At 58.1% G+C, this 24,468-nt stretch carries 27 protein-coding genes and 1 other RNA gene; 10 read left to right on the forward strand and 18 right to left on the reverse strand.

Annotated elements, in window-relative coordinates:
* The first annotated feature begins 22 nt into the window (after positions 1–22).
* On the forward strand, positions 23–496 hold the full coding sequence (locus tag ABJN86_RS12380) for a CoA-binding protein (RefSeq protein ID WP_348367515.1): 474 nt from the start codon (positions 23–25) through the stop codon (positions 494–496).
* Here the strand turns inward: ABJN86_RS12380 and ABJN86_RS12385 are convergent, their stop codons facing one another.
* Positions 497–910 carry a VOC family protein gene (locus tag ABJN86_RS12385; protein WP_348367517.1) on the reverse strand — a complete coding sequence of 138 codons (414 nt, stop codon included), beginning with the start codon at positions 908–910 and terminating at the stop codon, positions 497–499.
* 80 nt (positions 911–990) lie between these two features.
* Between ABJN86_RS12385 and ABJN86_RS12390 the strand changes: the two genes are divergently transcribed.
* Entirely contained in the window at positions 991–2,283 is a 1,293-nt protein-coding gene (locus tag ABJN86_RS12390; protein ID WP_348367518.1) for an O-acetylhomoserine aminocarboxypropyltransferase/cysteine synthase family protein, read from the forward strand.
* Between the two features lie 130 nt (positions 2,284–2,413).
* A complete protein-coding gene (locus tag ABJN86_RS12395) occupies positions 2,414–4,930 on the forward strand; it encodes a hypothetical protein (protein WP_348367520.1) in 2,517 nt (838 codons plus the stop codon).
* On the opposite strand, the gene mgtE is transcribed toward ABJN86_RS12395, so the two are convergent.
* Entirely contained in the window at positions 4,927–6,312 is a 1,386-nt protein-coding gene (gene mgtE, locus ABJN86_RS12400; protein WP_348367521.1) for a magnesium transporter, read from the reverse strand. The genes ABJN86_RS12395 and mgtE overlap by 4 nt on opposite strands.
* A 119-nt stretch (positions 6,313–6,431) precedes the next feature.
* Between mgtE and guaD the strand changes: the two genes are divergently transcribed.
* Positions 6,432–7,727, forward strand: coding sequence for a guanine deaminase (guaD, locus tag ABJN86_RS12405; RefSeq protein WP_348367677.1), 1,296 nt, complete (start codon positions 6,432–6,434; stop codon positions 7,725–7,727).
* Between the two features lie 3 nt (positions 7,728–7,730).
* Here the strand turns inward: guaD and ABJN86_RS12410 are convergent, their stop codons facing one another.
* Genes ABJN86_RS12410 through ABJN86_RS12425 form a run of 4 tightly spaced genes read right to left on the reverse strand, consistent with a single transcriptional unit; the run spans position 7,731 to position 10,805 of the window.
* Positions 7,731–8,225 carry a CAP domain-containing protein gene (locus ABJN86_RS12410; protein ID WP_348367523.1) on the reverse strand — a complete coding sequence of 165 codons (495 nt, stop codon included), beginning with the start codon at positions 8,223–8,225 and terminating at the stop codon, positions 7,731–7,733.
* Between the two features lie 17 nt (positions 8,226–8,242).
* Complete coding sequence (locus ABJN86_RS12415; RefSeq protein WP_348367524.1) at positions 8,243–9,586, reverse strand: 8-oxoguanine deaminase; 1,344 nt, start codon at positions 9,584–9,586, stop codon at positions 8,243–8,245.
* Positions 9,579–10,376 (reverse strand): histidinol-phosphatase, encoded by a 798-nt coding sequence (gene hisN / locus ABJN86_RS12420; RefSeq protein ID WP_348367525.1) that lies wholly within the window; start codon positions 10,374–10,376, stop codon positions 9,579–9,581. Before hisN ends, ABJN86_RS12415 begins: the two co-directional genes overlap by 8 nt.
* 60 nt (positions 10,377–10,436) lie before the next feature.
* A complete protein-coding gene (locus ABJN86_RS12425) occupies positions 10,437–10,805 on the reverse strand; it encodes a helix-turn-helix transcriptional regulator (RefSeq protein ID WP_348367527.1) in 369 nt (122 codons plus the stop codon).
* A 151-nt stretch (positions 10,806–10,956) separates the two neighbouring features.
* Here ABJN86_RS12425 and ABJN86_RS12430 point away from each other — a divergent pair, with 151 nt between their 5' ends.
* Positions 10,957–11,919: an NADPH:quinone oxidoreductase family protein gene (locus ABJN86_RS12430; RefSeq protein WP_348367528.1), complete on the forward strand. Its 963-nt coding sequence runs from the start codon at positions 10,957–10,959 to the stop codon at positions 11,917–11,919.
* On the opposite strand, the gene ABJN86_RS12435 is transcribed toward ABJN86_RS12430, so the two are convergent.
* Positions 11,909–12,793: a LysR family transcriptional regulator gene (locus ABJN86_RS12435; RefSeq protein ID WP_348367530.1), complete on the reverse strand. Its 885-nt coding sequence runs from the start codon at positions 12,791–12,793 to the stop codon at positions 11,909–11,911. The genes ABJN86_RS12430 and ABJN86_RS12435 overlap by 11 nt on opposite strands.
* A gap of 122 nt (positions 12,794–12,915) precedes the next feature.
* On the opposite strand from ABJN86_RS12435, the gene ABJN86_RS12440 reads away from it, so the two are divergent.
* On the forward strand, positions 12,916–13,119 hold the full coding sequence (locus ABJN86_RS12440) for a DUF1127 domain-containing protein (RefSeq protein WP_348367531.1): 204 nt from the start codon (positions 12,916–12,918) through the stop codon (positions 13,117–13,119).
* A gap of 4 nt (positions 13,120–13,123) precedes the next feature.
* On the opposite strand, the gene ABJN86_RS12445 is transcribed toward ABJN86_RS12440, so the two are convergent.
* Both ABJN86_RS12445 and ABJN86_RS12450 read right to left on the reverse strand, forming a co-directional pair.
* The gene (locus tag ABJN86_RS12445) at positions 13,124–13,894 is read right to left on the reverse strand and encodes a class II glutamine amidotransferase (protein WP_348367533.1); all 771 of its coding nucleotides are present in this window, start codon (positions 13,892–13,894) and stop codon (positions 13,124–13,126) included.
* A 1-nt stretch (position 13,895) separates the two neighbouring features.
* On the reverse strand, positions 13,896–14,132 hold the full coding sequence (locus tag ABJN86_RS12450) for a DUF6356 family protein (protein WP_348367534.1): 237 nt from the start codon (positions 14,130–14,132) through the stop codon (positions 13,896–13,898).
* A gap of 104 nt (positions 14,133–14,236) precedes the next feature.
* Here ABJN86_RS12450 and ABJN86_RS12455 point away from each other — a divergent pair, with 104 nt between their 5' ends.
* Both ABJN86_RS12455 and ABJN86_RS12460 read left to right on the forward strand, forming a co-directional pair.
* Complete coding sequence (locus ABJN86_RS12455; protein ID WP_348367535.1) at positions 14,237–14,698, forward strand: Lrp/AsnC family transcriptional regulator; 462 nt, start codon at positions 14,237–14,239, stop codon at positions 14,696–14,698.
* Positions 14,699–14,832: 134 nt separating this feature from the next.
* On the forward strand, positions 14,833–15,558 hold the full coding sequence (locus ABJN86_RS12460) for a Bax inhibitor-1/YccA family protein (protein WP_348367537.1): 726 nt from the start codon (positions 14,833–14,835) through the stop codon (positions 15,556–15,558).
* A 68-nt stretch (positions 15,559–15,626) separates the two neighbouring features.
* On the opposite strand, the gene ABJN86_RS12465 is transcribed toward ABJN86_RS12460, so the two are convergent.
* Both ABJN86_RS12465 and rpmG read right to left on the reverse strand, forming a co-directional pair.
* Positions 15,627–16,271 (reverse strand): hypothetical protein, encoded by a 645-nt coding sequence (locus ABJN86_RS12465; protein ID WP_348367538.1) that lies wholly within the window; start codon positions 16,269–16,271, stop codon positions 15,627–15,629.
* Between the two features lie 227 nt (positions 16,272–16,498).
* Complete coding sequence (gene rpmG / locus ABJN86_RS12470) at positions 16,499–16,666, reverse strand: 50S ribosomal protein L33 (protein WP_011454349.1); 168 nt, start codon at positions 16,664–16,666, stop codon at positions 16,499–16,501.
* Positions 16,667–16,847: 181 nt separating this feature from the next.
* Between rpmG and ggt the strand changes: the two genes are divergently transcribed.
* Complete coding sequence (ggt, locus tag ABJN86_RS12475; RefSeq protein WP_348367540.1) at positions 16,848–18,596, forward strand: gamma-glutamyltransferase; 1,749 nt, start codon at positions 16,848–16,850, stop codon at positions 18,594–18,596.
* 76 nt (positions 18,597–18,672) lie between these two features.
* Here ggt and rnpB read toward each other — a convergent pair.
* The 7 genes from rnpB to ABJN86_RS12510 all read right to left on the reverse strand — a co-directional run bounded on the left by rnpB (position 18,673) and on the right by ABJN86_RS12510 (position 23,469).
* An RNA gene (rnpB, locus tag ABJN86_RS12480) (RNase P RNA component class A) lies at positions 18,673–19,052 on the reverse strand.
* Between the two features lie 12 nt (positions 19,053–19,064).
* Positions 19,065–19,841, reverse strand: a complete 777-nt coding sequence (locus ABJN86_RS12485; RefSeq protein ID WP_348367541.1) for an N-acetylmuramoyl-L-alanine amidase — start codon at positions 19,839–19,841, stop codon at positions 19,065–19,067.
* On the reverse strand, positions 19,765–20,496 hold the full coding sequence (locus tag ABJN86_RS12490) for a hypothetical protein (RefSeq protein ID WP_348367542.1): 732 nt from the start codon (positions 20,494–20,496) through the stop codon (positions 19,765–19,767). The genes ABJN86_RS12485 and ABJN86_RS12490 overlap by 77 nt, the downstream gene beginning before the upstream one ends.
* Before the next feature lie 34 nt (positions 20,497–20,530).
* Positions 20,531–22,012 (reverse strand): Asp-tRNA(Asn)/Glu-tRNA(Gln) amidotransferase subunit GatA, encoded by a 1,482-nt coding sequence (gene gatA / locus ABJN86_RS12495; protein WP_348367544.1) that lies wholly within the window; start codon positions 22,010–22,012, stop codon positions 20,531–20,533.
* Positions 22,012–22,299: an Asp-tRNA(Asn)/Glu-tRNA(Gln) amidotransferase subunit GatC gene (gene gatC, locus ABJN86_RS12500; RefSeq protein WP_348367545.1), complete on the reverse strand. Its 288-nt coding sequence runs from the start codon at positions 22,297–22,299 to the stop codon at positions 22,012–22,014. Before gatC ends, gatA begins: the two co-directional genes overlap by 1 nt.
* Before the next feature lie 99 nt (positions 22,300–22,398).
* Positions 22,399–22,671, reverse strand: coding sequence for a hypothetical protein (locus ABJN86_RS12505; protein ID WP_348367547.1), 273 nt, complete (start codon positions 22,669–22,671; stop codon positions 22,399–22,401).
* 348 nt (positions 22,672–23,019) lie between these two features.
* The gene (locus ABJN86_RS12510) at positions 23,020–23,469 is read right to left on the reverse strand and encodes a nucleoside deaminase (RefSeq protein WP_348367678.1); all 450 of its coding nucleotides are present in this window, start codon (positions 23,467–23,469) and stop codon (positions 23,020–23,022) included.
* Between the two features lie 52 nt (positions 23,470–23,521).
* On the opposite strand from ABJN86_RS12510, the gene ABJN86_RS12515 reads away from it, so the two are divergent.
* A complete protein-coding gene (locus ABJN86_RS12515; RefSeq protein ID WP_348367548.1) occupies positions 23,522–24,310 on the forward strand; it encodes a pseudouridine synthase in 789 nt (262 codons plus the stop codon).
* Positions 24,311–24,468 lie beyond the last annotated feature (158 nt).

Here is a 24,468-nt window from a genome sequence, read left to right on the forward strand (position 1 = left end):
GCTTCGCTTCCATACATTTCGGATGACCTATTCAGATGCGCACCTCAGGCAGATATTGAAGACCACGAAAGTGGTTGCATGCGTTGGGGTATCCACAAATCCGGTGCGCCCCAGCTACTACGTGGCACGCTACCTGACCCTAAAGGGCTACACCGTTATCGGCGTAAACCCCGGCCATGCGGGGAAAACTCTGTTTGGCCAGACCATCGCCGCGAGCCTGTCGGACATCCCGAAAGACGCAGGGGTAGATATGGTGGATATTTTCCGCAGACCAGACGCGGTACCTGCCATTGTGGACGAGGCCCTAAACGTCCTCCCAAGCCTGCGCACAATATGGATGCAAATCGGCGTCATTCATGAAGCCGCCACAGCGACGGCAGAAGCGGCGGGCAAAACCGTCATTCAAGACCGCTGCCCCAAGATCGAATATCAACGCTTGTTTGGCGAGTTGCGCATGGGCGGCTTCAACACTGGCGTCATTTCGTCAAAGCTGTAGTTAACTGGCGAAAACCCCAGACAGGTCGCGAAAGCCCTTGATCTCGATCGGGTTGCCCGACGGGTCGCGGAAGAACATCGTCCACTGCTCCCCTGCCTCCCCCTCAAACCGGACCGAAGGTGCCAAGACCCAATCGGTCCCCGCATCTTGCAAGCGGTCCGCCAAAGATCGCCAGTCATCATACCCCAAAACCAGCCCCAGATGTGGCATTGGCACCATGTGGTCGCCGACCTTACCCGTGAGGTCATTTGCAAAAGGCGTGCCCAAATGCAGCGAAAGCTGATGCCCGAAGAAGTCGAAATCAACCCAAGTGTCGGTTGAACGACCTTCTTTGCAGCCCAGAATCCCTCCGTAAAATGCACGCGCGGCGTCCAGATCGGTGATGTGATAGGCAAGATGAAATGGTGTCAACATGACTATGACTTACATACCATTGCCGCGTCGTTGCCAAGACTCTAGTCTGCATTTAAACAAAAAAACCGAGGGAGAACGAAATGTCTGAACCAACGAGCTACGGCTTTGATACACTGCAAATTCACGCAGGTGCACGCCCCGATCCGGCGACAGGTGCGCGCCAAACGCCCATTTACCAATCCACCGCCTATGTATTCCGAGACGCCGAGCACGCCGCAGCCTTGTTCAACCTACAAGAGGTTGGCTATATTTACTCGCGCCTGACGAACCCCACGGTCGCCGTATTGCAGGAACGCATCGCGACGCTTGAAGGTGGTGTCGGCGCAGTGTGCTGCTCCTCCGGTCATGCGGCGCAAATCATGGCGCTGTTCCCCTTGATGCAACCCGGGTGCAACATCATTGCCTCCACACGCTTATATGGGGGGACGGTCACGCAATTTTCCCAAACAATCAAGCGCTTCGGCTGGGAAGCTAAGTTCGTTGATATGGATGATTTGGATGCGGTGGAAGCTGCCGTAGACGAGAACACACGCGCCATTTTCGGCGAGGCTATCGCAAACCCGGGCGGTCACGTAATGGATGTGCGCGCCGTCGCGGACATCGCCGACAAATCCGGCATCCCGCTGATCATCGACAACACCACGGCGACCCCCTACCTGTGCAACCCAATCGCGTTGGGCGCCACGTTGGTTGTCCACTCCACCACCAAATACCTAACCGGCAACGGCACGGTCACTGGTGGCTGCGTCGTTGATAGCGGCAAGTTCGACTGGACAGCATCGGATAAATTCCCGTCCCTCTCCGCTCCGGAGCCAGCCTACCACGGCCTCAAATTTGCGGAGACATTCGGCCCCCTCGCCTTCACCTTCCACGGCATCGCCATCGGGTTGCGCGACTTGGGCATGACAATGAACCCGCAGGCGGCGCATTACACATTGATGGGGATCGAGACGTTATCATTGCGTATGGAGCGCCACGTCTCCAACGCCGAGGCAATCGCCGAATGGTTGGAGAAAGACCCACGCATCGACGCGGTCACCTATGCGGGCCTCAAGTCTTCCCCCTACAACAAGGTCGCGAAAAAGGTATGCCCCAAAGGCGCCAGCGGCTTGTTCACCTTCGCAGTAAAGGGCGGGTATGACGCTTGCGTAAAGCTTGTGGACAGCTTGGAGATTTTCTCTCACGTGGCGAACTTGGGCGACACACGGTCGTTGATTATCCACTCTGCCTCCACCACACACCGCCAATTGACGGCGGAGCAGCAAGAAGCCGCAGGGGCGGGGCCAAATATGGTCCGCGTCTCTATCGGGATCGAAAACGTGGAAGATCTGATCGCTGATTTGGATCAAGCGTTGTCAAAAACCACAGCCTAACAGCTTTTCGCCTCCGGCAGCCTTGTTGGAGGCGGTTTAACTTTCTTCCGCGTCAAATGTAATATAACCTATGCGCATCAGAGGCTTTGCCGCTGATGTTGCAGGAAACACATCACATGGCTCGCCCCGCATGACACCAAATTTTGCCCTCAATCTATCCGAGGACGGCATCGTTCTTTTGCACCGGCACCCATCTGGCGCTGGTTGGGTAGAGATTGCTGACGCAAAATTGGATAGCGCAGACCTTGGTGCTGATCTTGTAGCCCTGCGTGACAAGGCCGAGGCCATCGAAGGCCCCGACTTCACAACCAAGCTGATCTTGCCCCCCTCGCAATTGCTATACGCAACGATAGAGACACAGGGCAATGTCAGAGCCGACGTCGAACAAGCATTAGAAGAGCGCACGCCCTACACTCCGGCGCAATTGAGCTATGACATCTCAGGCGACGGGCCCACGGTTCAGGTGGTCGCGGTTGCACGCGAAACGCTTGAGGAGGCCGAAGGCTTCCTTGGCCCGTACCGGTTCAACCCTGTCGGGTTCACCGCGCTCCCTGACTCCGCGCATTTTGACGGCTCGCCAAATCTTGGCCCCCTCCCCTCCATCGGCGGCCACGGTGTAACAGACGCTGGCGCATTCATTGTATTGTCTGCTGAAGACGTCGCTAAGATTGAAGCTCCAGAGCCGCCACAGATCGAAGATCCCGCGCCAGAAGAGCCCAGCGAGCCAGAAGAAATCATCACTAAGTTTGACGACGATGAACCCGTCGTAGCGGCCAGCGATGTGGACATGGAGAACACCGTGGAGGATGTGGTTGAAGAACCCGATCTTCCCGTCACCCCCCCAGCCGCCTTCTCATCACGTCGCAAGCCAAGCCTTGGCCCAGCGACGGACCCAGCTGGCACGAAAGTCTCGTCGCGCGCACCGCGCATTGCCATTCCAACGAGTGAGGTTAAGGCTCCGGAGCCTAAAACCCGCCGCGCTGAACCTCGCATAAAAACCGAGAAAGCACCGCCCGCGATTGTCCCTGCCCCAACGGCAAAACCTGCGGAGCCGTCGGCGCCCTCAGGTCCATCGCGCCTTGAAAACGGGATGGCGACCCTCCGCGAAACTGCGCGCAAAGCTAAAGAACGCCGCGCCAGCAAAAAAGAAGAAGACGCGCTGGCTGCCGCAACACTTGAGGCCGATCCTATCGCCGAGTTGGCCGCACGTCAGGCCGCCGGAAAACCTCGTTTTCTGGGGCTAATCCTTACTGGTTTGTTAATCTTGGCCTTGCTGCTTTTCGCGGCGCTTTCGTCCTATTTTCTACCAGAAGATTCTGCATTCAGGTTCTTTGGAGATGAAACGCCAGAGACTGAAGTTGTTGAAATCGCGCCGACACAAGAGACCATCCCAGCCGAGGATGACGAACGCCTCGCCTCACTGCCAGAGCAATCCATAGAAGAGCAATTCACGGCACCGGCCATCGAAGAGACCGCCGAAATTGAGCCCCCTGCGCAAGAAATTACGCCGCTCCTGCCGATGACCCAAACCGAGGCAGAAACCGCCTATGCAACGTCAGGCGCTTGGCAACTTGCCCCTAATTTGCGTGCGACACCTCTCTCGCAGAACTTGAATGACCTGTATCAAAGCTCACTAGATCCTAAGATAACTGTTGAAGATGCCCCTGCCCTATCAAGCCTCGATGCAGCGGCACAAGCGCTTGAATTCACAACACCTTCTGCCCCGCCAGCCGCATCAATCTTGCGCAGTCTGGACTCGCGCGGCTTGGTTCAACCATCAGTTGAAGGGGCCGAAAACCCCGACGGCGTTTTGGTCTTTTCAGGCCGCCCCCCTGTCGCGCCTGTGCGTCGCCCCGAAGGATTGGTGCCTGAGGCAGATGCCACCCTAGAAGAGCCCGAAGTGGACGTAGACGTCGCTGAAGAAGAAACCGTGGACGCGCCCGTTGCCGATCAACGGTTGGCGGGCTTCAAACCAACCGTGCGCCCATCCGACCTGCAAGAGCAATTTGAACGCGTCAATCAAGCAGGCCGCTCCACCGCTGAGCTGGCGCGAATTCGCCCTCAACTGCGCCCAGAGTCAGCCCAAGCCAAAGCACGCGAAGACGCAATTGCACGCGCGTTGGCCGAAGCGGAAGCCGATGCCGCAGAAGAATTAGCCGAAGAAGCCCGCGCCGCAGCTGAAGCAGCAGCCCAAGCTGAAATCGATAAACCCACTGCGCAAGCCGTGGCGAGGTCTGTTCGCCCCGGCGGCCGTCCGCGTAACTTTGAGCGGGTGGTCGCACGCGCACGCAGGGCTGAACCGGCTGAACGCAACCAAGCTGCAGCGGCCTCTACCGCAGCTGTTGGCCGTGCCACTGGTCCAGCCGTTGCACGTGCAAGCCGCGCTGCCCCCACTGGCGCAGTCAGTGCCACCGTGGCGCGTGCCGCGACTGACAACAACGCAATTGCCTTAGGGAAAGTGGCGTTGGTCGGTGTGGTTGGGACGTCCTCGAACCGAAGTGCATTGGTGCGTATGCCAAACGGGCGCATCAAAAAAGTAGGTGTTGGTGATCGCGTGGATGGTGGGAACATTGCCGCCATTGGCGAAAGTCAGTTGAAATACACAAAAGGCGGACGGACCCTAACGCTGCAAATGCCGCAAGGCTAAACCAGCAGCATCGCCGCCAAGCCGAGGAAGGCAAAGAAGCCGACCACATCGGTTACCGTTGTCACAAACGCTCCTGACGCCAGCGCGGGGTCAATGCCAAGCTTTTCCAATCCGGTCGGGATCAAGATACCCGCCAAGGCGGCGACGACCATATTCACAACCATCGCCACCGCAATCACCACCGCCAGCATCGGGGTGCCGAACCAGATCACACCGACAACTCCCATCACCACCGCGAATATCAAACCGTTGAGCAAGCCCGCCAACGCTTCACGCCGCACAACACGCCAAAGGTTGGATCCTGTAAGGTCTTTGGTTGCTATGGCGCGCACTGCCACGGTCAAGGATTGCGTCCCCGCGTTGCCCCCCATGGAGGCTACGATGGGCATCAGCACGGCCAAGGCCACCATCTGCGCCAATATTGCCTCGAACTGCGCGATCACGACGCTTGCGAGAATGGCCGTAACCAAGTTCACGCCCAGCCATGGCAGTCGTTGCCGCACGGTTTCCAACGTTCTATCCGACAGGCTCTCCTCGCCGCTAACCCCCGCAAGACGCAGGATGTCTTCTTCGGCTTCGTCATCCAAAACGACCATGGCGTCATCAATGGTGATGATGCCGACCAGCCGCTCGTCCTCGTCCACAACTGGGGCGGAAATCAGGTGGTACTGGTTGAACGCATAGGCCACATCTTCTTCAGGCTGGTTCACGGGGATGGTGCGAAAGCTGTCCTCGACGATCTTCGACATGAGAACGCTGCGTGGGCTGCCCAGAAGCTTGCCTAAGGTGACATATCCGGTTGGGTGGTAGGCGGGGTCGACCAAAATGACGTGGTAGAATTGCTCAGGCAGGTCATCGTCTTGGCGTAGAAAGTCAATGGTCTGCCCTACGTCCCAATGCTCGGGCGCCACGACCAATTCGCGCTGCATCAAGCGACCCGCGGAATATTCAGGATAGCTCAGGGCCTGCTCAACTGCGACCCTATCCACCTCTTTCAAGGCGCCAAGGATCATCTCCTGCTGGTCGTCTTCTAGGTCTTCGACAAGATCGACAACGTCATCCGATTCCATCTCGCGAACGGCTTCGGACAGCACCCCCTTGGGTAGGTAACCAATGACTTCTTCGCGCAGGTTCTCATCAAGCTCGGACAGGACTTCGCCGTCGATCCCCATCGACCACAAACCCAACAAGGCGCGCCGCTCGTTCGGGCTGATTTGCTCTATAAGGTCGGCGATGTCGGCGGGGTGCAGTGGCTCAAGTGCCGCGTCAATTGCTGCAGTGTCCATCTCGCTCAAAGCTGCGGTCACTGTGGCGGTTAAAGACCGCTCTAGCATGTAGTCGGCTTCAACTGCGTCAGGCAATTCCGTCAAATCATCGGCCATGAGGTGAAAGCTCCCGAGGCTAGAGGTGCAACTCCCCTATGTCATAGCGAAGGCCGCGCATGAGCAACAGCCGCAATATTCAATTCACATTGCCAATTCCGCGCTGTACCAACAAATCCATGAAAACAGAAACATACATTCTGCTGGGCCAAACCCTCAGCTATTCCGCCGACCCCTTTGAGGTTCCTTTCGAGGATGCGGTGTCGGTTCAACGTCGCGGCGCGGTGATCGTGCGCGACGGCAAGGTCATCTCGGTGGGGCCTGCGGATAGCGTGGACACTCCTGAAGACGCGACCGTTATCGACTATGGTGACGCGCTCATCATGGCCGGATTTGTCGACGCGCATTTGCACTACCCGCAAACCGGAATTGTCGCCAGCTGGGGCAAACGCCTGATCGACTGGCTGAACAGCTACACCTTCCCCGAGGAGACGCGCCTAAACGACCCCGATTATGCCGCCGAGATTGCCAAGCGGTATTTCGATCTCGCCTTGTCCAATGGCACCACAACCTCGCTGAGCTATGCCACCATCCATCCCGCCAGCGTCGACGCCTATTTCACCGAGGCCCGCTCGCGTGGTTTGCGGGCACTGACAGGCAAGACCTGCATGGACCGCAACGCGCCAGATACCCTGCGCGACACGGCTCAATCTGCCTATGACGACAGCAAGGCCCTGTTGGAGAAATGGCACGGCGTGGACCGTCTAGAGTACGTCATCACCCCGCGTTTTTCCCCGACCTCGACGCCAGAGCAACTGTCTGCCCTCGGCGCTCTTTGGGCGGAGCATCCAGACTGCTTGATGCAAACCCACATCTCCGAGCAGCATGAGGAAATCGCTTGGGTCAAAGACCTGTTTCCCGATGCCCGCGACTACCTCGACACCTATGAGACCCACGGCCTGTTAGGCTCACGCGCCGTATTCGGCCACGCCATCCACCTGACCGAACGCGAAGAAGCCCGCCTTCGCGACGTTGGCGCAGGCTTGGTGCATTGCCCCACCTCGAACACGTTCATTGGGTCCGGCATCTTCGAGATGGCCCGCATGAAGGCCCAAGGCCAAAGGGTAGGCTTGGCGACAGACACGGGCGGCGGGTCGTCGTTCTCTATGCTGCGCACCATGGCCGCCGCATACGAGTTGAGCCAGTTGAAAGGTACCCCGCTTCACCCTGCGCAATTGATGTGGCTGGCGACATGCGGCTCGGCCGAGGTTCTGCATCTGGGCGAGAAAATCGGCAATTTGGCCGCAGGAATGGAGGCTGACTTGCTGGTCCTAGACCTTGCCTCTACCCCCGCAATTGAGCAACGCAGCAAACGCGCAGGCGACATTTGGGAGGCCGTCTTCCCCACCATCATGATGGGCGATGATCGCGCAACCAAGGCCGTTTGGGTCGGCGGCCAACCAGCTAAAATTTAATCTTCAGCAGCCCGAGCGGCCAAACACCAGAACCCAATAGTCCCCATCTGCGCGGGCCGCGCCATATTCAGCGGCATTTGTAGATAGGTTGTTTCTGCGGTGGCCCGGGCTGTTCATCCAGCCTTGCATGACCTGTTCCGCCGTTTGTTGACCTTGCGCGATATTCTCTGCCACGAAGCAGAAGTTGTACCCTTGCGCGCGCACTCTGTCCGATACCGAAGAGCCGTTTGATCCACCATGACTAAAGAACCCAACCAGCGCCATGTCTTGGGCATGGGCGCGGGCAGCGGCGGCCAATTGCGGGTTAGCGCGCAAAGGCGACAGGCCGTTGTCGGCGCGCGCAGCATTTAAGAAAGCACCCACATCCGCACGCGTCACCGCCGTAGCACTAGCAGTGATAGGTCCCGCAACTGGCGGTGGCGAATTGGCCGGCTCGTCCGGCGTGCACGCGGTTAGTGCCCCGACGACCGCCCCGATTGCACAGAATTGACGCATCATACTCTTAACCTTCTATTCTAAATTCGCTCCGCCAGCTTTTTGGCCAACTTGTTTTGTCTCGCAATCGTAGCAGCAAGATCAAACCGCGCAAACTCGCCATCGCGAATGATCTCTTGCCCTTCAACGATCAAGTCCCTGACCCGTGTAGGGCCTGCCAACAGCAAAGCTGCGGGGTCCCATGAGCCAGCGCTCTCAACGCCGCCCACATCCCAAATCGCAATGTCGGCGCGGTAGCCTTCGCGCAATTGTCCGCACTCACCGCCGCGCCCAAGAACCTGTGCGCCGCCACGCGTCGCAATCTCAAGCGCCTCGCGTGCAGACATCGCATCCGCCCCACGCGCCACGCGCTGCAACAACATCGTCTGACGCGCCTCGCCGATAAGGTTGCCCACGTCGTTGGAGGCGGAGCCATCCACACCCAAGCCCACCGGCACGCCCGCGTCACGCATCGCACGCACCGGTGCGATACCCGAGCCAAGGCGGCAGTTGGAGCAAGGGCAATGCGCCACGCCTGTGCGGGTCCGCGCAAATAAATCTATCTCTTCCCCGTCAAGTTTCACGCAATGGGCGTGCCAGACATCTTCCCCAACCCAGCCAAGGTCTTCGGCGTATTGGCCGGGGCGGCAGCCGAACTTCTCAAGGCTGTAGGCGACGTCTTCATCGTTCTCCGCCAAATGGGTGTGCAGCATCACGCCCTTGTCACGCGCAAGAACCGCCGCGTCGCGCATCAACTCTCGGCTCACCGAGAATGGCGAGCATGGCGCGATGCCCACACGCACCATCGCCTCTGGCCGCGTGTCGTGGAACCTATCCACCACACGGATGCTGTCGTTGAGAATATCGCGCTCCGCCTCGACCAAGCTGTCAGGTGGCAACCCACCATCGCTTTCACCAATGCTCATCGCGCCGCGCGTCGGGTGAAAGCGCAGCCCCACATCCCCCGCCGCCGCGATTGTGTCATCTAAGGTGGAGCCGTTGGGAAACAGGTACAAATGGTCGGATGTCATGGTGCAACCCGACAGCGCCAATTCAGCCAAGCCAACCTGCGCGGAGGTGTACATCTCCTCCGGCCCGAAGTGCGACCAAATCGGGTAGAGCGTTTGCAGCCACCCAAACAGCAAGGCGTCCTGCCCGCCGGGGACCGCGCGGGTTAGACTTTGGTAGAGGTGGTGATGTGTGTTCACCAAGCCCGGTGTTACAACGCAGCCTTTTGCGCCGATCACGCGCCCCGTCGTTTGCAGCCCCTCGCCTATCTGAACAATCGCCCCGTCGCGGATCAAGATATCGGCGCCGGACAGCTCGCGGCGCTGATCGTCCATCGTGAGAATGGATTGAGCGGATTGAATGAGAAGCTCAGACATGAGTGGACAATATAGCCAGCGCTTGGGCGTGCAACTCAGGCGTGGCGGCGGCTAAGGCCCGCCCACCTTGATCCGCAGGACCACCGGTCCAATCGGTAACAATGCCACCCGCTGCCTCGATCACCCCGATGGGGCCTTGGATGTCATAGGGCTGCAATCCAGCTTCGATCACCAAATCAATCTGCCCCGCCGCCAGCAACGCGTAGGCGTAGCAATCCATGCCGAACCTTGTCAACTGGCATTTGCTGGCGACCGCCCCAAAGGCCTTTGCATCTGCCAATGTTCCCACTTCTGGATAGGTCGAGAACACTTTTGCCTCAGACAGATTTTCTACGCGGGAGGTCGCAAGCACATTGCCACCGTGCGGCCCCGTAAATGTCGCTTGCCCAAACCCACCTATGAAACGTTCGCCAATGTAGGGTTGGTCAATCATACCCATGATCACCTCCGCCCCATCATGCAGTGCAATCAGCGTCCCCCACGTCGGGGTGCCGGAGATATAGCCGCGCGTACCATCGATCGGGTCTAGAACCCATGTCAGACCAGAAGTACTTGCCTTGTTGCCAAGCTCCTCGCCCAAAATGCCGTCATCAGGGCGCTCCGCCTCGATCAGATCACGCATCACACGCTCTGCGGCGCGGTCTGCAACCGTGACAGGGTCGAACCCGTCCTCCAGCTTGTTAGATGTCTCCAACCCACCGCCACGAAAGTAGCGCAACGTCTCTTGTCGCGCGGTATCGGCTAACCGGTGTGCCAGCTTGAGCAATTCGTCTTGTCGTGATTTGTCCATGAAGGCCCCATGCAGCGTGGTTTTGCGTTACCACCCTTGTTGCGTGCTGGCGCGTTGGGATCAAGGGGACACCGCATCAGGAACGGCACTCTGGGACACCACACCGCGCAGGCGCTGCCGTTCCACATCCGGCATGGAGCGATAGAACCGAATGAGTGTGTTTGCCTCAATATTCGCCTTCGAGGCGTCTTCATGCCCCTGTTCCAGCCCGCCATCCAAGCCATGAAAGAAGTACCCCACAGGAAGATCAAGCACCTGCGCTATATCCCAAAGGCGGGACGCAGACACACGGTTTGAACCGGATTCGTACTTTTGGATTTGCTGAAACCGTATCCCAAGCGCGCCAGCCAATTCGCCTTGGGTCATACCCACCATCCACCGTCGATGCCGTAACCGCTTGCCGATATGAATATCAACCTCATGCGCCATCTGCGCCTCCCGATCTGCAATCCCAAGGAGCTTTCACGCCATAGTACAAATAATTCATTAATCGCTTCGCCGAAAAGAGCTCGCCAATTTCGCGTTGGCCTCGGCGCTTAGGTGTCGTTAGGCTCAAGTTAACGACAAACAGGAGATCCCGATGCGCGCCCTTCAGGTTACCGAACTTGGTCAGCCCCCAGTTGTAAATGACATCCCCACGCCGGAACCCCAACACGGCGAAGTCTTGGTGAAAATCGAAGCTTGTGGCCTAAATTTCGGTGATTTGCTGATGATCAAAGGCAGCTATCAAGAGCGCCCCGCCTTGCCCTTCACTCTGGGAATGGAGGTCTCCGGCACCATTGCAGCCCACGGCGACGGCGTAACTTCCCCTGAAATTGGGACCCGAGTGGCCGTGTTTGGCGGATATGGCGGGTTGGCTGAATTCGGCACCTTCAAGGCCTCCCTGTGCGTCCCCCTGCCCGATGCTATGGGCTTTGAGGACGCCGCAGCGTTTCAGGTGGCCTACTCCACGTCGCATGTCGCACTTGATTACCGTGCGCAGCTTAAAGCCGGTGATACATTGCTGGTGTTGGGTGCTGCGGGCGGTGTTGGCTTAACTGCGGTGGAGTTGGGCAAACTCATGGGGGCTACGGTCATCGCAGCCGCTCGAGGGGCCGACAAGCTGGAGATTTGCCGCAAGGCCGGTGCCGACCACGTGATTGATACAGATGGCGACGATGACCTGCGTGAGGTCGTGAAATCCTTGGGAGGTGCGGATGTGGTGTATGACCCTGTGGGCGGTGATCTGTTCACCGCCGCGCTAAGGGCCTGCAATCCAGAGGCGCGGGTGCTGACGATTGGCTTCGCGTCCGGCGCAGTCCCCCAAATCGCCGCCAACCATTTGTTGGTCAAGAACATCAACGTCATCGGCTTTTACTGGGGCGGCTACCTGCGCTTCAAGCCGCAGGTTTTGACCGACAGCTTAACTCAGCTGTCAAAGTGGTATGAGGCTGGCAAACTCCACCCCCATATCAGCCACACCCTACCGCTTGATCAGGCCAACGAGGGCTTTGAGCTGCTGCGCACGCGTCGCTCAACCGGCAAGGTTGTGATTACGCCGTAAGCTGAACCGCATCTTGAGGTGACCATTCTGACAGATAGGTGTTGCGGATCATATCGCGCAGCGTTGTCAAAACGGGGTCGTCTTTCGCCTGCATGTACAAGACAATGCGCGACTGGCCCGGATCAGGCAAAGCGCCATCATGTTCAATCGGTCCGGTTTGACGCGGGTACACGCCCTTGATGGCCGCGTGGATGGCCAGATCGGCGCTCACCACGGCCTCAACCGCGTTGTCCAAATCTGAATCCACGACCATATCCCAGTCACTATTGCTATCATCAAGGCGCTTCAAAACCCCTGACCTGAAAATGCAGTTCTTGCAAAACGCCACAGGCAGCGGCTTTTGCTTCCACGCGGTGCCGTCAATTGCGCCAATCCAAACAAGCGGCAAGGTCACCAAGGCCTCGCCCCCCGGCCCGGGGTGCTCCTCAGTGGTTAGGATCACATCGCACTCACCCCTGCCAAACATTTCGCGCAGGCGTTTGGTTGGCGCTGAGACCAAGCGCATCTGGACACGGGGGAAATCTGCGGCAAACTCCCGCAAGATCGGTGGAATATAGGGGTAGATAATGTCATGCGGCACGCCTAGCACGATCTCGCCCTCATACTCCTTTGCAGTCAGGCGGGTGTAGACCTCATCGTTCAATGCCAACATCCGGCGTGCATAGCTAAGCAGTTGTTCGCCCTGCGCAGTAAGGGACACGGATCGGTTGGAGCGATCCAGAAGGGGGACATCCAATGCCTCCTCCAACCGCTTTAACTGCATAGACACAGCCGATTGCGTCAAATGTAGATAGCCCGCCGCCTTGGTGACGCCCCCACTGTCAGCAACAGCGACAAAAGAGCGAAGCGAAGTGATGTCTAAATTTCGGGCCATATCAATTCCTGTGATGCATTGCGTCAAAACCATTCATTTCTCATATGAAGCACAGCATGACATATAGATCAACATAAATGATCCAAAAGTGGATTTACATCACAGAAACGAAAGATGAGCCAATGACCGATTTCGCATCCTCCATCGCATGTTCCCGCCCATCAACACCTAGAACCGGGCTTATGGGCTACATTGACCTGTATCGCCAGCGCCGCGCCTTGGCAGCCCTAGACGACACACGCTTGGCCGATCTCGGCCTCACCCGCCATGAGGCGCAGGTCGAAGCCAACCGCCCCGTATGGGATGCGCCAGTTCATTGGAAATAAGCGTTTAGGCGCAGGCGCGCAGGTGCTCTACTTGCGCGCCATTTTTCGTCACAACGCTCAATGCATCGCACTCAAACGCGCGCCAATCAGGCTCGCCCGCTTCTAAAGGTTCTGACGCCAGCACCGTGCCCGTCGCACCCTCTTTGTAATACAGCGTCGGCGCGCGGCCATCGCTTGCATGACGCAACGCGTATATTTTCTCACCATCCGACATCACACAAGTGATCCGGTCTGGCTTGTCACCGGACACACGCTCGGCGCGAATTCGGTCGAGCACACGCAGCACGGCCCCATTGGGATCACGCTCCAACCCCTCATTCACCATCATCAAAAACAACAACTCTGAATCAGTACTCCCGCGCCGCCGCTCATAAAGCGCGTCCGAAAGGCTGGCCTCCAGCTTGCGCCGCATACGCGAGAAGCCACCGATTTGACCGTTGTGCATGAAGGACCACCGCCCATAGCTGAACGGATGACAGTTCAGCCTAGATGTCTCCGCCCCTGTGGACGCGCGCACATGGGCCAGAAACACCTTTGAGCGGATCATCCTGCACAGGCTCGGCAGGTTTCCGTCAGACCAAGCAGGTAAGACATCGCGGTACAAACCCGGCTGCGCCTCCCCATCTTGGTACCACGCGATACCAAACCCATCGCCGTTCACCGACAGCTTGGCCTCGGCCGCGTCCTGACTTTGGGTCAGAAGCGAATGCGTGGGATCAATGACAATTTTCTCAAGCGGCGCGGGTGCCCCAATCCATGCAGCCAATCGGCACATATCAATGCCTGTCAACGATCATGGCGTTTAACCGCTTGATCATGTCACCTGCGGTGGTCTCAAACAGGGCTGGCAAGATCGCATGAACCAATGCGGCGCCACCTGCGGCGAACAGCAAACCCGAGAACCGCAACGCAAAGCGCATATGGCCAAAGTAAGTCTCACCAACTGAGGCAGGATGGGCGCGCATAGCGGTGAAGAAACCCTCGGTTCTGGATGTATGAATGTTGTCTGACATTGCTCTCTCCTAACTTGATTTCCTCAAGTATCGCCTCAAGGGGATGGTAAAATCATCTCAAATAGAACTGTCAATTTGACAAACTTTGGGATATTATCCCAATCATGACGGAAATTACAGACAAAACAGATCTCTCAATCCTTGAATTGCTCCAACGGGATGCCACTTTGAGCATTGATGCACTTGCCGCAGAGGTACATCTGTCGCGAAACGCCTGCTGGCGGCGCGTCAAACGACTAGAGGAAAGCGGCGTTCTTATAGGGCGTGTCGCCTTGGTCGATGCCGCAAAGCTGGGGAAAGGCTTGATGGTTTTCGTTATGATGCGCGCAGCCGACCATACGCCTGAATGGATCGCGGCCCTCGATAAAGCCGTGAAATCCTTGCCTGAGATAACGGGCGCGCACCGTATGAGTGGGGATTTGGATTATATTCTGCGCGTTCAGGTTGCCGACGTCCCTGATTATGACCGGTTTTACAAACGGCTGCTCGCCCTCGTGCCAGTGCGAGATATCTCAGCCAGCTTCGTCATGGAGAACATCAAGGACTCAACTGCTGTACCGATTTAAACAAACCTTAGCGATATATGACAAATTCGCTCCAGAATAACTTGAAAAACGCCGCGCGCTGCCCCATTTTGGGTGCATAACACGCTTGGTGTCCGCCAAGCACTGTATCAACCTGCCTGAATGGGAGAGTTTTCATGGCTGATTATGAAACAATGGGGTCTGTTGGCGCGGGTAGCCGCTCCGCCGCCACCATTGACGCGGGTCTTAAAGCCCACATGAGCAAAATTTACGGCCTGATGTCGATCGCAATGCTGATCACCGGCGGCGTGGCATTTGCCGTTGGCTCCAATGAAGCAATGCTGGCCGCGATCTTCGGCACGCCACTGCGTTGGGTTGTGATGTTCGCACCTTTGGTCGTTGTGTTCGGCATGGGCGCAATGATTAACCGTCTGTCCGCTGGCGCAGCACAACTGGTGTTCTGGGGCTTTGCTGCTCTGATGGGGCTGTCGATCAGCTACATCTTCGCAGTCTACACTGGAGTTTCCATCGCACAGACCTTCTTGGTCACAGCTATCTCCTTCGCTGGGCTTAGCATTTGGGGCTACACCACCAAGAAAGACATCTCCGGTTGGGGGTCCTTTCTGATCATGGGCGTCATCGGCTTGGCTGTCGCGATGATTGTGAACATCTTTTTGCAGTCCTCTGCGGTTCAATTCGCGATCTCCGCGCTTGGCTTGCTGATCTTCGCGGGCCTCACAGCCTACGACACGCAGCGTTTGAAGAACGAATACATCCAGATGGCCAGCCACGGCGCGAGCGAATGGCTTGCTAAGTCCGCCATCATGGGCGCGCTGAGCTTGTATCTGAACTTCTTGAACATGTTCATGTTCCTGTTGCAGTTCATGGGTGGCCGCGAGTAATCGCCGCCTACATCACAAACAAAAAAGGGCCAGCAATTAGCTGGCCCTTTTTTGCTTTCACTGAGGAGCTAGCCGCAGTTTAAAGCGTAAACCATATGTGTGTTTGACCGCCCATTTGGCCCGACCTTGAATGGCCCCGCAACACTTTGGCATCCTGTCAGCGACGGCAATGCCGCTGCAAGGCTTGGGCCTTTAGCACTGTCGATGGTGACATCCCCGCTCAACGCCGGCTTACGGAATACCGCATAGGACGTGTCCCCTACATCGATGTGGAAGACCCTCAATGACGTATCCGCGATATTCACGCGCTTGCCACCCTTGGTTGCCGACTTAGCTGCAACCAACGCGTTTGCACGAAATGGGCTGTTGCGCGTGGCAGTACCGCGTTTGGCCGAGCCACCTCGGCTCCCAACGGCAGCGCCGGTCTCAGTCCGACCAGGCCCAGTGAATTGGCCCGTACGCGAAGATGCCGTACCTTGGCGAATGGTTCCATCAGATGCGGCAGCCCCTGATGCGATGCGTTGTTGTTCAGTGAAAATCGAGTACCCGCTTGGTGCAGGAAACACGCCAGGCTCGCCACGTGCGGCACGCGCATGATATTCTGAAGCCGAACTTGGTGCAAAATGCGCACCTTCCACCCAATCCTCATGAACTCCGCGCGATTCTGTGCAGGCAGCAAGACCCAGTACTGACAATAGTAATAGTTTATTCACGTCAAATACCCCCAATATGTTGTAGGCACGGTAATGGCGCGCCCTGAGTCCATCAAGGGATAATCCCTTAAATTTCGCATCTCATTCGATTTACACGAATGTTTCTGCTCAGGTTTCACCGATGACCAAACCTCGCCCCCATCCAAACCCCGAATCCCAACCTCCAAAAAGCAAAAAACCGCGCTCAATGGCGCGGCTTTTTGTGTCTCTTCAAAGGTCAGCAGATCTTACTTGATCTTGCCTTCTTTGTATTCAACGTGCTTGCGCGCTACGGGATCGTATTTGCGCACCACCATCTTCTCGGTCATGGTGCGGGCGTTCTTTTTGGTCACATAGAAGTGGCCCGTGCCAGCGGACGAGTTCAGGCGGATTTTGATCGTGGTTGGCTTCGCCATCTCACTTCTCCTCTGGGTCGAGCACACCTGAATTGGGTGCTCGGAAATACTGTTGAAGCCGCCTTTTACGCGCTTGGTGGGCCGAGTCAACCGCGAAAGCAGGTCAGCCCTTCCTCACTTGCCAAACTTCTCGCTAAAGTCATTAATAAAGTCTGTATTTACCGGATAAAGGAATTACCCAATGCGCCTATTGCCAGTTTTACCCATGATACTCGCGGCTCTTCCCGCCGCCTCACAAGACGCCGCCGACGCCTTCGCGCCCGAGGCCGCCACGTCCCAAGAAACCAAACAAAGCGGTGCTCCCGTAGCAGCCTCGGATTGGATGATTTCAGCCGCAAACCCATTGGCGGTGCGGGCGGGCGCGCGAATCCTGTCGGGCGGCGGCACTGCAGCGGACGCGATGGTCGCGGTTCAATCCGTGCTAGGCCTTGTGGAGCCGCAAAGCTCCGGCTTGGGCGGTGGGGCGTTCTTGGTCTGGTATGACGGTGCTACAGGCGAGATGACGACGCTGGACGGCAGGGAGACGGCCCCTCTCGCCGTGACACCGCGACTGTTCCAAGACGATGCCGGCGAGCCATTGAAATTTTTCGACGCCGTCGTGGGCGGCCTTTCGGTCGGCACCCCCGGCACGCCCGCTTTGATGGAAGCGGCCCACGCCAAGTGGGGCACCGCTGATTGGCCAATGCTCTTTGATGACGCTATCTCATTGGCCGAAGATGGCTTTGCGACGTCACCGCGCCTCGCCTCTCTTGTGGCGTCAGACCAAGAACGCCTAAGTCGCTTCCCGCGAACCGCTGCCTATTTCCTCCCCAATGGAGCTCCGATAGCTGAGGGCAGCACGCTCACGAACGCGCCCTACGCGCAAACCCTGCGTGCCATCGCAAGCGGCGGAGCCGAGGCGTTCTATACCGGGGATGTCGCCAAAGGCATCGTGGACACGGTGAACAACGCGCAAGGCAATCCCGGCGTCTTGTCCCTGACCGACCTGTCCATCTACGAGATCAAAGAACGCGCGCCCGTTTGCGCCACTTACCGCAGCCATGATATTTGCGGCATGGGGCCACCCTCCTCAGGTGCGTTGACCGTTGGGCAAATCTTGGGAATGCTCGACAGCTATGATCTTGCGGCGTTGGGCAAAGACAGCCCAGAGGCATGGCGCTTGATCGGTGACGCCTCGCGTCTCGCCTTCGCAGATCGCGGCCGTTACATGGCTGATAGCGACTATGTGCCAATGCCCACGAAAGGATTGGTTAACCCCGACTACCTCGCCTCTCGTGCCGCCCTGTTAGGCAATGACAAGGCCCTAACGGAGGTCTCTGCCGGTGAGCCGCCGTTTGATCACGCGCTGCTCTGGGCTGACGACGAAAGCATAGAGCTGCCCTCAACCTCCCACATCTCAATCGTTGACCAATTCGGCAACGCGCTCAGCATGACAACCACCATCGAGAACGGCTTCGGGTCGCGCCTGATGGCCCCCGGTGGGTTCTTGCTGAACAATGAGTTGACGGATTTCTCCTTCAAGACCCACTCAGACGGTGTCCCAATTGCCAACCGCATAGAGCCGGGCAAACGCCCTCGCTCCTCTATGTCGCCAACAATTGTGCTCAAAGACGACAAGCCTGTGCTGGTGGTGGGATCTCCGGGCGGGTCGCGCATCATTGGGTATGTGGCAAAAACCATCGTGGCGCATCTCGATTGGGGCCTAGACCCGCAAGCCGCGATCTCCCTGCCCCACTTGGTGAACCGCTTCGGCACTTATGATCTGGAAGAAGGCACGGCGGCAACGGCACTCGAAGCACCACTCACCGAATTGGGTTTTGAGACCAACGCGCGCGCCCTGACCTCAGGCATCCATGCCATTGCGATCACCCAAGACGGCTTGCTGGGCGGGGCTGATCCGCGCCGCGAGGGCATTGCACTGGGTAAATAAGCCGCCCCACGTCCAAGGGACTGCCAAATCAAACAAAGGTGGGCCGCGAAAGCGGCTCATTTTGATCAAGTCGAATATGCGCGGAGGGCCTGTAAGCCGGATTCTGTCCAAGGGGTTGCCCCCTCTGGATGACCATTCTTCTAAAGCCACGGTTGCCCGTAGCCCTCTAGCTGCCAACCCGAACCTGCTGGGGACAAAGCATCCCCGAAGACCGAGGCCTTCACGCGGTTCCTATTTGGCATTGCTCCCGGTGGGGCTTGCCTTGCCGCCCCTGTTGCCAGCGGCGCGGTGGGCTCTTACCCCACCGTTTCACCCTCACCCCCGATATACGGGGGCAGTTTCTTCTCTGTGGCGCTTTCCGTCGGATTGCTCCGCCCGGGCGTTACCCGGCACCGTTGCCTTGTGGAGTCCGGACTTTCCTCGAGCCTTGCGGCCCGCGGTCATCCGGCCCTCCGCGCAAGGCCCCGCCTACGCCTCGGCGATGTCTTGGTCAATCCCGAAGTCGCGGGCCAAAGCCTCGGCCATGGCAACATCGCGCACGGATAGCGGCCCCGAAGCCGTTGGATTGAACCGTAGCCTAAAGCTTGCAAGCCTCGTCTCAGCATCCACATCAATGGGGTAGCCAAATGAGGTGGCCGCAGTGTTGAAACGCGCCATGTCGACCTCCGCATCCAATGCATCCGGCGCATCAGGCCAAACTGCCATCCCGCCGCGCACCAGCCGCTGCCAGTCAAATTTGCGGCCCGGATCAATCTTGCGGCCCGGTGCAAAGTCCGAATGCCCGATCACGCCCGAGGCCGGAATATCCCAACGCGCCATGATGCCGCGCAACAAGATCTCAAGGCTGTTCATCAATGGCGCAGAGAACGGCACCACGCCAGTGTTCGACATCTCGATCCCAATGGAGCGCGAGTTCACGTCCCCACGCCCCTGCCACGTTCCAGCCCCTGCGTGCCACGCACGTTTGCTTTCCTCGACCATTTGAATGACATGCCCATCCTTACGGATCAGGTAATGCGCAGACACCTCATTGTCGGGATTGCACAAGGTCCGGCACGCCGCCTCACAGCTCTCCATGGCCGTGTAATGCAGAACCACAAGCTTAGGGGTTAGGCCATCTTTGCGATCGCCAAAGTTTGGCGAGGGACACCATTCGGGGGTCACGCCCCTAGCCTCGGTTGGCAACGCCGCGATATTTGCCCGGGTTCCAGCCACAGGCGTAGCCGTCGCCATCAGGATCGACACCCAGCTTGTCCTTTTGCGGACCGCCAGCCTTCAAGAACGCATCTTGCGCCAGTTCGGACGAGCTGTAGCTCGCACAGGCTTTCTGTGCCTTACTGGCCGAAAACACAGAGCGGCGGTACACTTTTTGCCCAATAGGATGGCTCGTGGCCAAGGCGAACTGAATTGGCGTTTGTATCCGGCTGCCCGGTCGGTTTGGAACCGCTTTCGGCGCAATCACTTGGTATTCCGCACTTTGGGCAAGACGGCGCTCCGCGTCGCTCTCAATGCTTTGACGACTGGACACCGCTTGGAAGTCCTGCTCGTCAGAAATGGACGGGTTGTTCAGGTTCGGCGCATTGGGCGAAGTGTTCTCGATCCCAGCGGGAACGCTTTCACCGCGAGCGATCTGCCCAGATGGCGAGCGAACGGCCGCGACGGCGTCATTCGCCGTCTGTTGCGCAGCGGTGGTTGCGTTGCCATTGGTCGGCACATCAGTCGATGCAGGCGCGATCGATTGCCGCCCCCCATTTTGCGCGCGCAATTCGGCATCCCTCGCTTGTTGTTGCGACAGATAGGTGTCGTAATTGTCAAATCCAACGCCCGTACCACTGTCAGGCACGGTGGGCGAACAAGCGGCAACACCAGCAACAACTAAAACTGCAAACAAACTACGCATCATACGCCTCATATTTTCTAACTTGCTTGGGAGATTACCACCATTTGGCGGGTTTCGCCACAAATCCGGCTGCTTGCTCCAGCGCATAGGCCGTGTTCAGCAAATCGCCCTCTTCCCAAGGACGGCCAATCAGTTGCAACCCAAGTGGAAGCCCTTGTTTGTCTAGCCCTGCGGGTACAGAGATACCCGGCAAGCCTGCCAAATTGACTGTGACCGTAAAGACATCGTTGAGGTACATTTGCACCGGATCCGCGTCTTTCATCTCTCCTAGGCCAAAAGCCGCCGATGGGGTCGCGGGCGTCAAGATCGCGTCGACGCCAGCGGCGAACACGTCCTCGAAGTCTTTCTTGATCAAGGTGCGAACCTTACGGGCGCGATTGTAATATGCGTCATAGAAGCCTGCGCTCAGCACATAAGTGCCGATCATTACACGGCGCTGCACCTCAGGGCCGAAGCCTTCGGCGCGGGTTGTCTCATACATCTCCGTGATGCCGTCGCCCTTACCCAGTTTGGCACGGTGGCCAAACCGCACGCCGTCATAGCGCGCAAGGTTGGAGGACGCCTCCGCAGGCGCTACCACATAGTAAGCGGGCAGCGCATATTTCGTGTGCGGCAAGGTGATATCAACGATCTCAGCGCCTGCGTCTTTCAGCATTGCGGTGCCGTCCGTCCAAAGCTGTTCAATCTCTTCGGGCATGCCGTCCATGCGGTATTCTTTTGGGATACCGATCTTTTTGCCACGAATGTCACCGCTCAAAGCCGCTTCAAAGTCCGGTACAGCCAATTCGGCACTTGTCGAATCTTTCGCGTCATGACCTGCCATAGCACCCAGCATAATCGCTGCGTCGCGCACGGATTTGGTCATCGGGCCCGCTTGATCCAGCGACGATGCAAACGCCACCACACCCCAGCGCGAGCAGCGACCGTAAGTCGGCTTCAAACCGGTGATACCCACAAAAGCCGCAGGCTGGCGGATCGAGCCGCCAGTGTCGGTCCCTGTTGCCGCCATGCACAAGTCAGCCGCCACAGCCGAGGCCGAACCACCCGAAGAGCCACCCGGTGTCAGCTTGCGGTCGTCAACCTTCCACGGGTTAACCGCGTCGCCGTAAACGGAGGTCTCATTGGACGATCCCATGGCGAATTCGTCCATGTTCAGCTTGCCCAACATGACCGATCCCGCATCCCACAATTGCTGCGTGATGGTGCTTTCATACTCGGGCTTGAATCCTTCCAAAATGCGCGAGGCCGCTTGACCCGCCACACCTTTGGTGCAGAACAAATCCTTAATTCCCAACGGGATGCCGCACATGTCTGGCGCATCCCCTGCCTTGATCCGCGCATCGGCGGCGGCGGCTTGGGTGTTGGCGATGTCTGGAGTGTTGTGCACAAAGGCGTTCAACGTGCCGGCGTCTTCAATTGCCCCAAGGCAAGCGTTTGTCAGCTCTACGGATGTCACATCGCCTTTGCGCAACGCGTCACGGGCTTCGGCAATTCCAAGTTTGTTCAGATCAGACATTATTCAACCACCTTAGGCACAGCAAAGAACCCTTCACGCGCATCTGGCGCATTTTTCATCACGGCTTGCGGCTGCGATCCGTCTGTAACCACATCTTCGCGGCGCTTCAGGCGCTGCGGGGTAACCGATGTCATCGGCTCCACGCCCTCGACATCCACCTCATTGAGCTGCTCCATGAAGTTGATGATGCCGTTCAGCTCATCAGCCAGCTTCGGCAGGTCGTCTTGCGGCACGGCAATGCGGGCCAACTTTGCCACTCGGGCGGCGGTTGCGGTGTCGATGGACATGAATATCTCCTAGCCAAACTTGCCCCCCGTTTAGCGCCGCGTTTGACAGGCTTCAAGCGTCTCAGTTGTGGGGCGGATCACGCCGCCCCACATTTGCCCCTAATGAGACCGGATCCAAAGCGCATGCAGATCGACATACGTCCTACAGGGCGATGCAGGCGGCAAGCCCAGATCCGCCCGAAGATGATCACTCAATAGGTCAAGCTGGCGCACATCTTTTGCCCTCAGCTCGACCTTGGTATCCGGGGGCCTTGTCCGCTTGGCCAACCTGCTCAGCAAGGCCAGCACCACATGGCGCAGGCCGTAATCGCTGATCAGATCATCAAGCGTGTCCTTCAAGGGCGTGTTTGGCTCAATTGGTAATGCATTCATTTTAGTCACTGTCCCCCATGCAAAAATGCGTGGTGGGGCCTTTCTGGATTGATCGACCCCCAAACACGGGACGCAGAAATGCGGCGTGTGGTCGGGCTATCGAAGTGGTTGGTTTAGAATGTGGAAAGGGTGGCACAAATTGTGCCGGCGGTGCTTCAGGCTCGGGCGCCGTCAAACGCGTATGCGTGTTGGGACATCACAAGGCCGAACCAAGGAGACGGGGCGCGTAGATCAGTAGTCATCATGTGCCCTCCTCTTAGTTGCTTGGTTGCACAATGGGTGCATAGCAAAAGAATTCGCGTTTGTGAACGGTCTTTCCCTTAGGGCAGGCAGAAAGTTGCCATCGTCCTAACGCCGCGCTGCAAAGAACTCGGTCAGCACCGCTTCGCAGGCCTCAGCATCAATGCCGTCGTAGACCTCGGGTGTGTGGTGGGCTTGTGTATGCGAGAACACGCGCGCCCCATGCGCCGTGCCGCCAGACTTTGGGTCCGACGCGCCGTAATACACCCGCGCCACTCGTGCCGCCGCAATCACGCCCGCGCACATGGCGCAGGGCTCCAGCGTAACGTAGAGGTCGCAGCCCGTCAGGCGCTCCGTGCCCAGCGCGGCACAGGCACCGCGCACCACAAGCATCTCGGCGTGGGCTGAAGGGTCGTTCAATTCCCGCGTCCGGTTTCCCGCGGCGGCCAATACCTCACCCGTAGGCGACACCAGCACCGCGCCCACAGGCACTTCGCCGCGGTCAGCGGCCAATCGCGCCTCTTTCAGCGCCAAATCCATATGCGAGGTAAACACCATGACTTCGGATACCCCCTTCACAACGCCACGCCAAGGGCGTAGGCCCCCATATATGAGCAATGACACACCCAAAGGCGATCGTATCGCAAAAGTTCTGGCCCGCGCGGGCCTTGCATCGCGTCGTGGCGCGGAGGCTATGATTGAAGCTGGCCGCGTGACCGTCAACGGCAAGCAAATCATGTCCCCCGCCCTCAACGTCACATCCGACGATGAGATCGTGGTCGATGGCAAACCCGTGGCCGAGCCGGAACCCACCCGCCTGTGGCGCTACCACAAGCCCCTGGATTTGGTGACAACCGAATCCGATGAGAAAGGCCGCGAGACCGTGTTTGACGCGTTGCGCGGCAAGCTTCCCCGTGTGGTCAGCGTTGGACGCTTGGACATCAACTCCGAAGGCTTGTTGCTTTTGACCAATGACGGCGCGTTGAAGCGGCAGTTGGAACTGCCCTCCACGGGTTGGTTGCGCAAATACCGCGTGCGGGTGAACGGCACGCCGGAAGACCACACGCTGGAGCCATTGCGCCGCGGTGTGGTGTCTGAGGGTGAAAAGTTCCAACCCATGGAAGTTGAGTTTGACCGCCAGCAAGGGGCCAACGCTTGGCTGACTGTCGGCATTCGCGAAGGCAAAAACCGCGAAATTCGCCGCGCGATGGGCGAGGTCGGCCTGAAAGTGAACCGCCTGATCCGTATCAGCTATGGCCCGTTCCGCTTGAACGATCTGAAGCGTGGCGAAGTCGAAGAGGTCAAAGGCCGCGTGCTACGCGAACAACTCGGCATGCGCGAAGACAACGAGAAGCCGATGCTGAAGAAAAAGCCCCGTTCAACCCGTAGACGCAACTAGTTTGAGCCGACCCAAGGCTTTTTTAGCAATGCGGTCTGCGCTGAGGTGTTGATTGGCTGCTACGATGAGGGCTTGGAGCCCACTCTACGAAATGCTGTACTTCGCATGAATGTCGGCTCCAACTGTGGCGCAGTGTATCAAGTTAGCGGTCGTTTACT

The sequence above is a fragment of the Litoreibacter sp. genome (assembly GCF_039974535.1).
Taxonomy (GTDB): domain Bacteria; phylum Pseudomonadota; class Alphaproteobacteria; order Rhodobacterales; family Rhodobacteraceae; genus Litoreibacter.

What these genes read in the sequence shown, in the direction of transcription:
- ABJN86_RS12380 (WP_348367515.1), top strand. Translation starts at nt 23, where the DNA reads ATGACCTATTCAGATGCGCACCTCAGGCAGATATTGAAGACCACGAAA.
- ABJN86_RS12385 (WP_348367517.1), bottom strand. Translation starts at nt 910, where the DNA reads ATGTTGACACCATTTCATCTTGCCTATCACATCACCGATCTGGACGCC.
- ABJN86_RS12390 (WP_348367518.1), top strand. Translation starts at nt 991, where the DNA reads ATGTCTGAACCAACGAGCTACGGCTTTGATACACTGCAAATTCACGCA.
- ABJN86_RS12395 (WP_348367520.1), top strand. Translation starts at nt 2,414, where the DNA reads ATGACACCAAATTTTGCCCTCAATCTATCCGAGGACGGCATCGTTCTT.
- mgtE (WP_348367521.1), bottom strand. Translation starts at nt 6,312, where the DNA reads ATGGCCGATGATTTGACGGAATTGCCTGACGCAGTTGAAGCCGACTAC.
- guaD (WP_348367677.1), top strand. Translation starts at nt 6,432, where the DNA reads ATGAAAACAGAAACATACATTCTGCTGGGCCAAACCCTCAGCTATTCC.
- ABJN86_RS12410 (WP_348367523.1), bottom strand. Translation starts at nt 8,225, where the DNA reads ATGATGCGTCAATTCTGTGCAATCGGGGCGGTCGTCGGGGCACTAACC.
- ABJN86_RS12415 (WP_348367524.1), bottom strand. Translation starts at nt 9,586, where the DNA reads ATGTCTGAGCTTCTCATTCAATCCGCTCAATCCATTCTCACGATGGAC.
- hisN (WP_348367525.1), bottom strand. Translation starts at nt 10,376, where the DNA reads ATGGACAAATCACGACAAGACGAATTGCTCAAGCTGGCACACCGGTTA.
- ABJN86_RS12425 (WP_348367527.1), bottom strand. Translation starts at nt 10,805, where the DNA reads ATGGCGCATGAGGTTGATATTCATATCGGCAAGCGGTTACGGCATCGA.
- ABJN86_RS12430 (WP_348367528.1), top strand. Translation starts at nt 10,957, where the DNA reads ATGCGCGCCCTTCAGGTTACCGAACTTGGTCAGCCCCCAGTTGTAAAT.
- ABJN86_RS12435 (WP_348367530.1), bottom strand. Translation starts at nt 12,793, where the DNA reads ATGGCCCGAAATTTAGACATCACTTCGCTTCGCTCTTTTGTCGCTGTT.
- ABJN86_RS12440 (WP_348367531.1), top strand. Translation starts at nt 12,916, where the DNA reads ATGACCGATTTCGCATCCTCCATCGCATGTTCCCGCCCATCAACACCT.
- ABJN86_RS12445 (WP_348367533.1), bottom strand. Translation starts at nt 13,894, where the DNA reads ATGTGCCGATTGGCTGCATGGATTGGGGCACCCGCGCCGCTTGAGAAA.
- ABJN86_RS12450 (WP_348367534.1), bottom strand. Translation starts at nt 14,132, where the DNA reads ATGTCAGACAACATTCATACATCCAGAACCGAGGGTTTCTTCACCGCT.
- ABJN86_RS12455 (WP_348367535.1), top strand. Translation starts at nt 14,237, where the DNA reads ATGACGGAAATTACAGACAAAACAGATCTCTCAATCCTTGAATTGCTC.
- ABJN86_RS12460 (WP_348367537.1), top strand. Translation starts at nt 14,833, where the DNA reads ATGGCTGATTATGAAACAATGGGGTCTGTTGGCGCGGGTAGCCGCTCC.
- rpmG (WP_011454349.1), bottom strand. Translation starts at nt 16,666, where the DNA reads ATGGCGAAGCCAACCACGATCAAAATCCGCCTGAACTCGTCCGCTGGC.
- ggt (WP_348367540.1), top strand. Translation starts at nt 16,848, where the DNA reads ATGCGCCTATTGCCAGTTTTACCCATGATACTCGCGGCTCTTCCCGCC.
- ABJN86_RS12490 (WP_348367542.1), bottom strand. Translation starts at nt 20,496, where the DNA reads ATGCGTAGTTTGTTTGCAGTTTTAGTTGTTGCTGGTGTTGCCGCTTGT.
- gatA (WP_348367544.1), bottom strand. Translation starts at nt 22,012, where the DNA reads ATGTCTGATCTGAACAAACTTGGAATTGCCGAAGCCCGTGACGCGTTG.
- gatC (WP_348367545.1), bottom strand. Translation starts at nt 22,299, where the DNA reads ATGTCCATCGACACCGCAACCGCCGCCCGAGTGGCAAAGTTGGCCCGC.
- ABJN86_RS12505 (WP_348367547.1), bottom strand. Translation starts at nt 22,671, where the DNA reads ATGAATGCATTACCAATTGAGCCAAACACGCCCTTGAAGGACACGCTT.
- ABJN86_RS12510 (WP_348367678.1), bottom strand. Translation starts at nt 23,469, where the DNA reads ATGGTGTTTACCTCGCATATGGATTTGGCGCTGAAAGAGGCGCGATTG.
- ABJN86_RS12515 (WP_348367548.1), top strand. Translation starts at nt 23,522, where the DNA reads ATGAGCAATGACACACCCAAAGGCGATCGTATCGCAAAAGTTCTGGCC.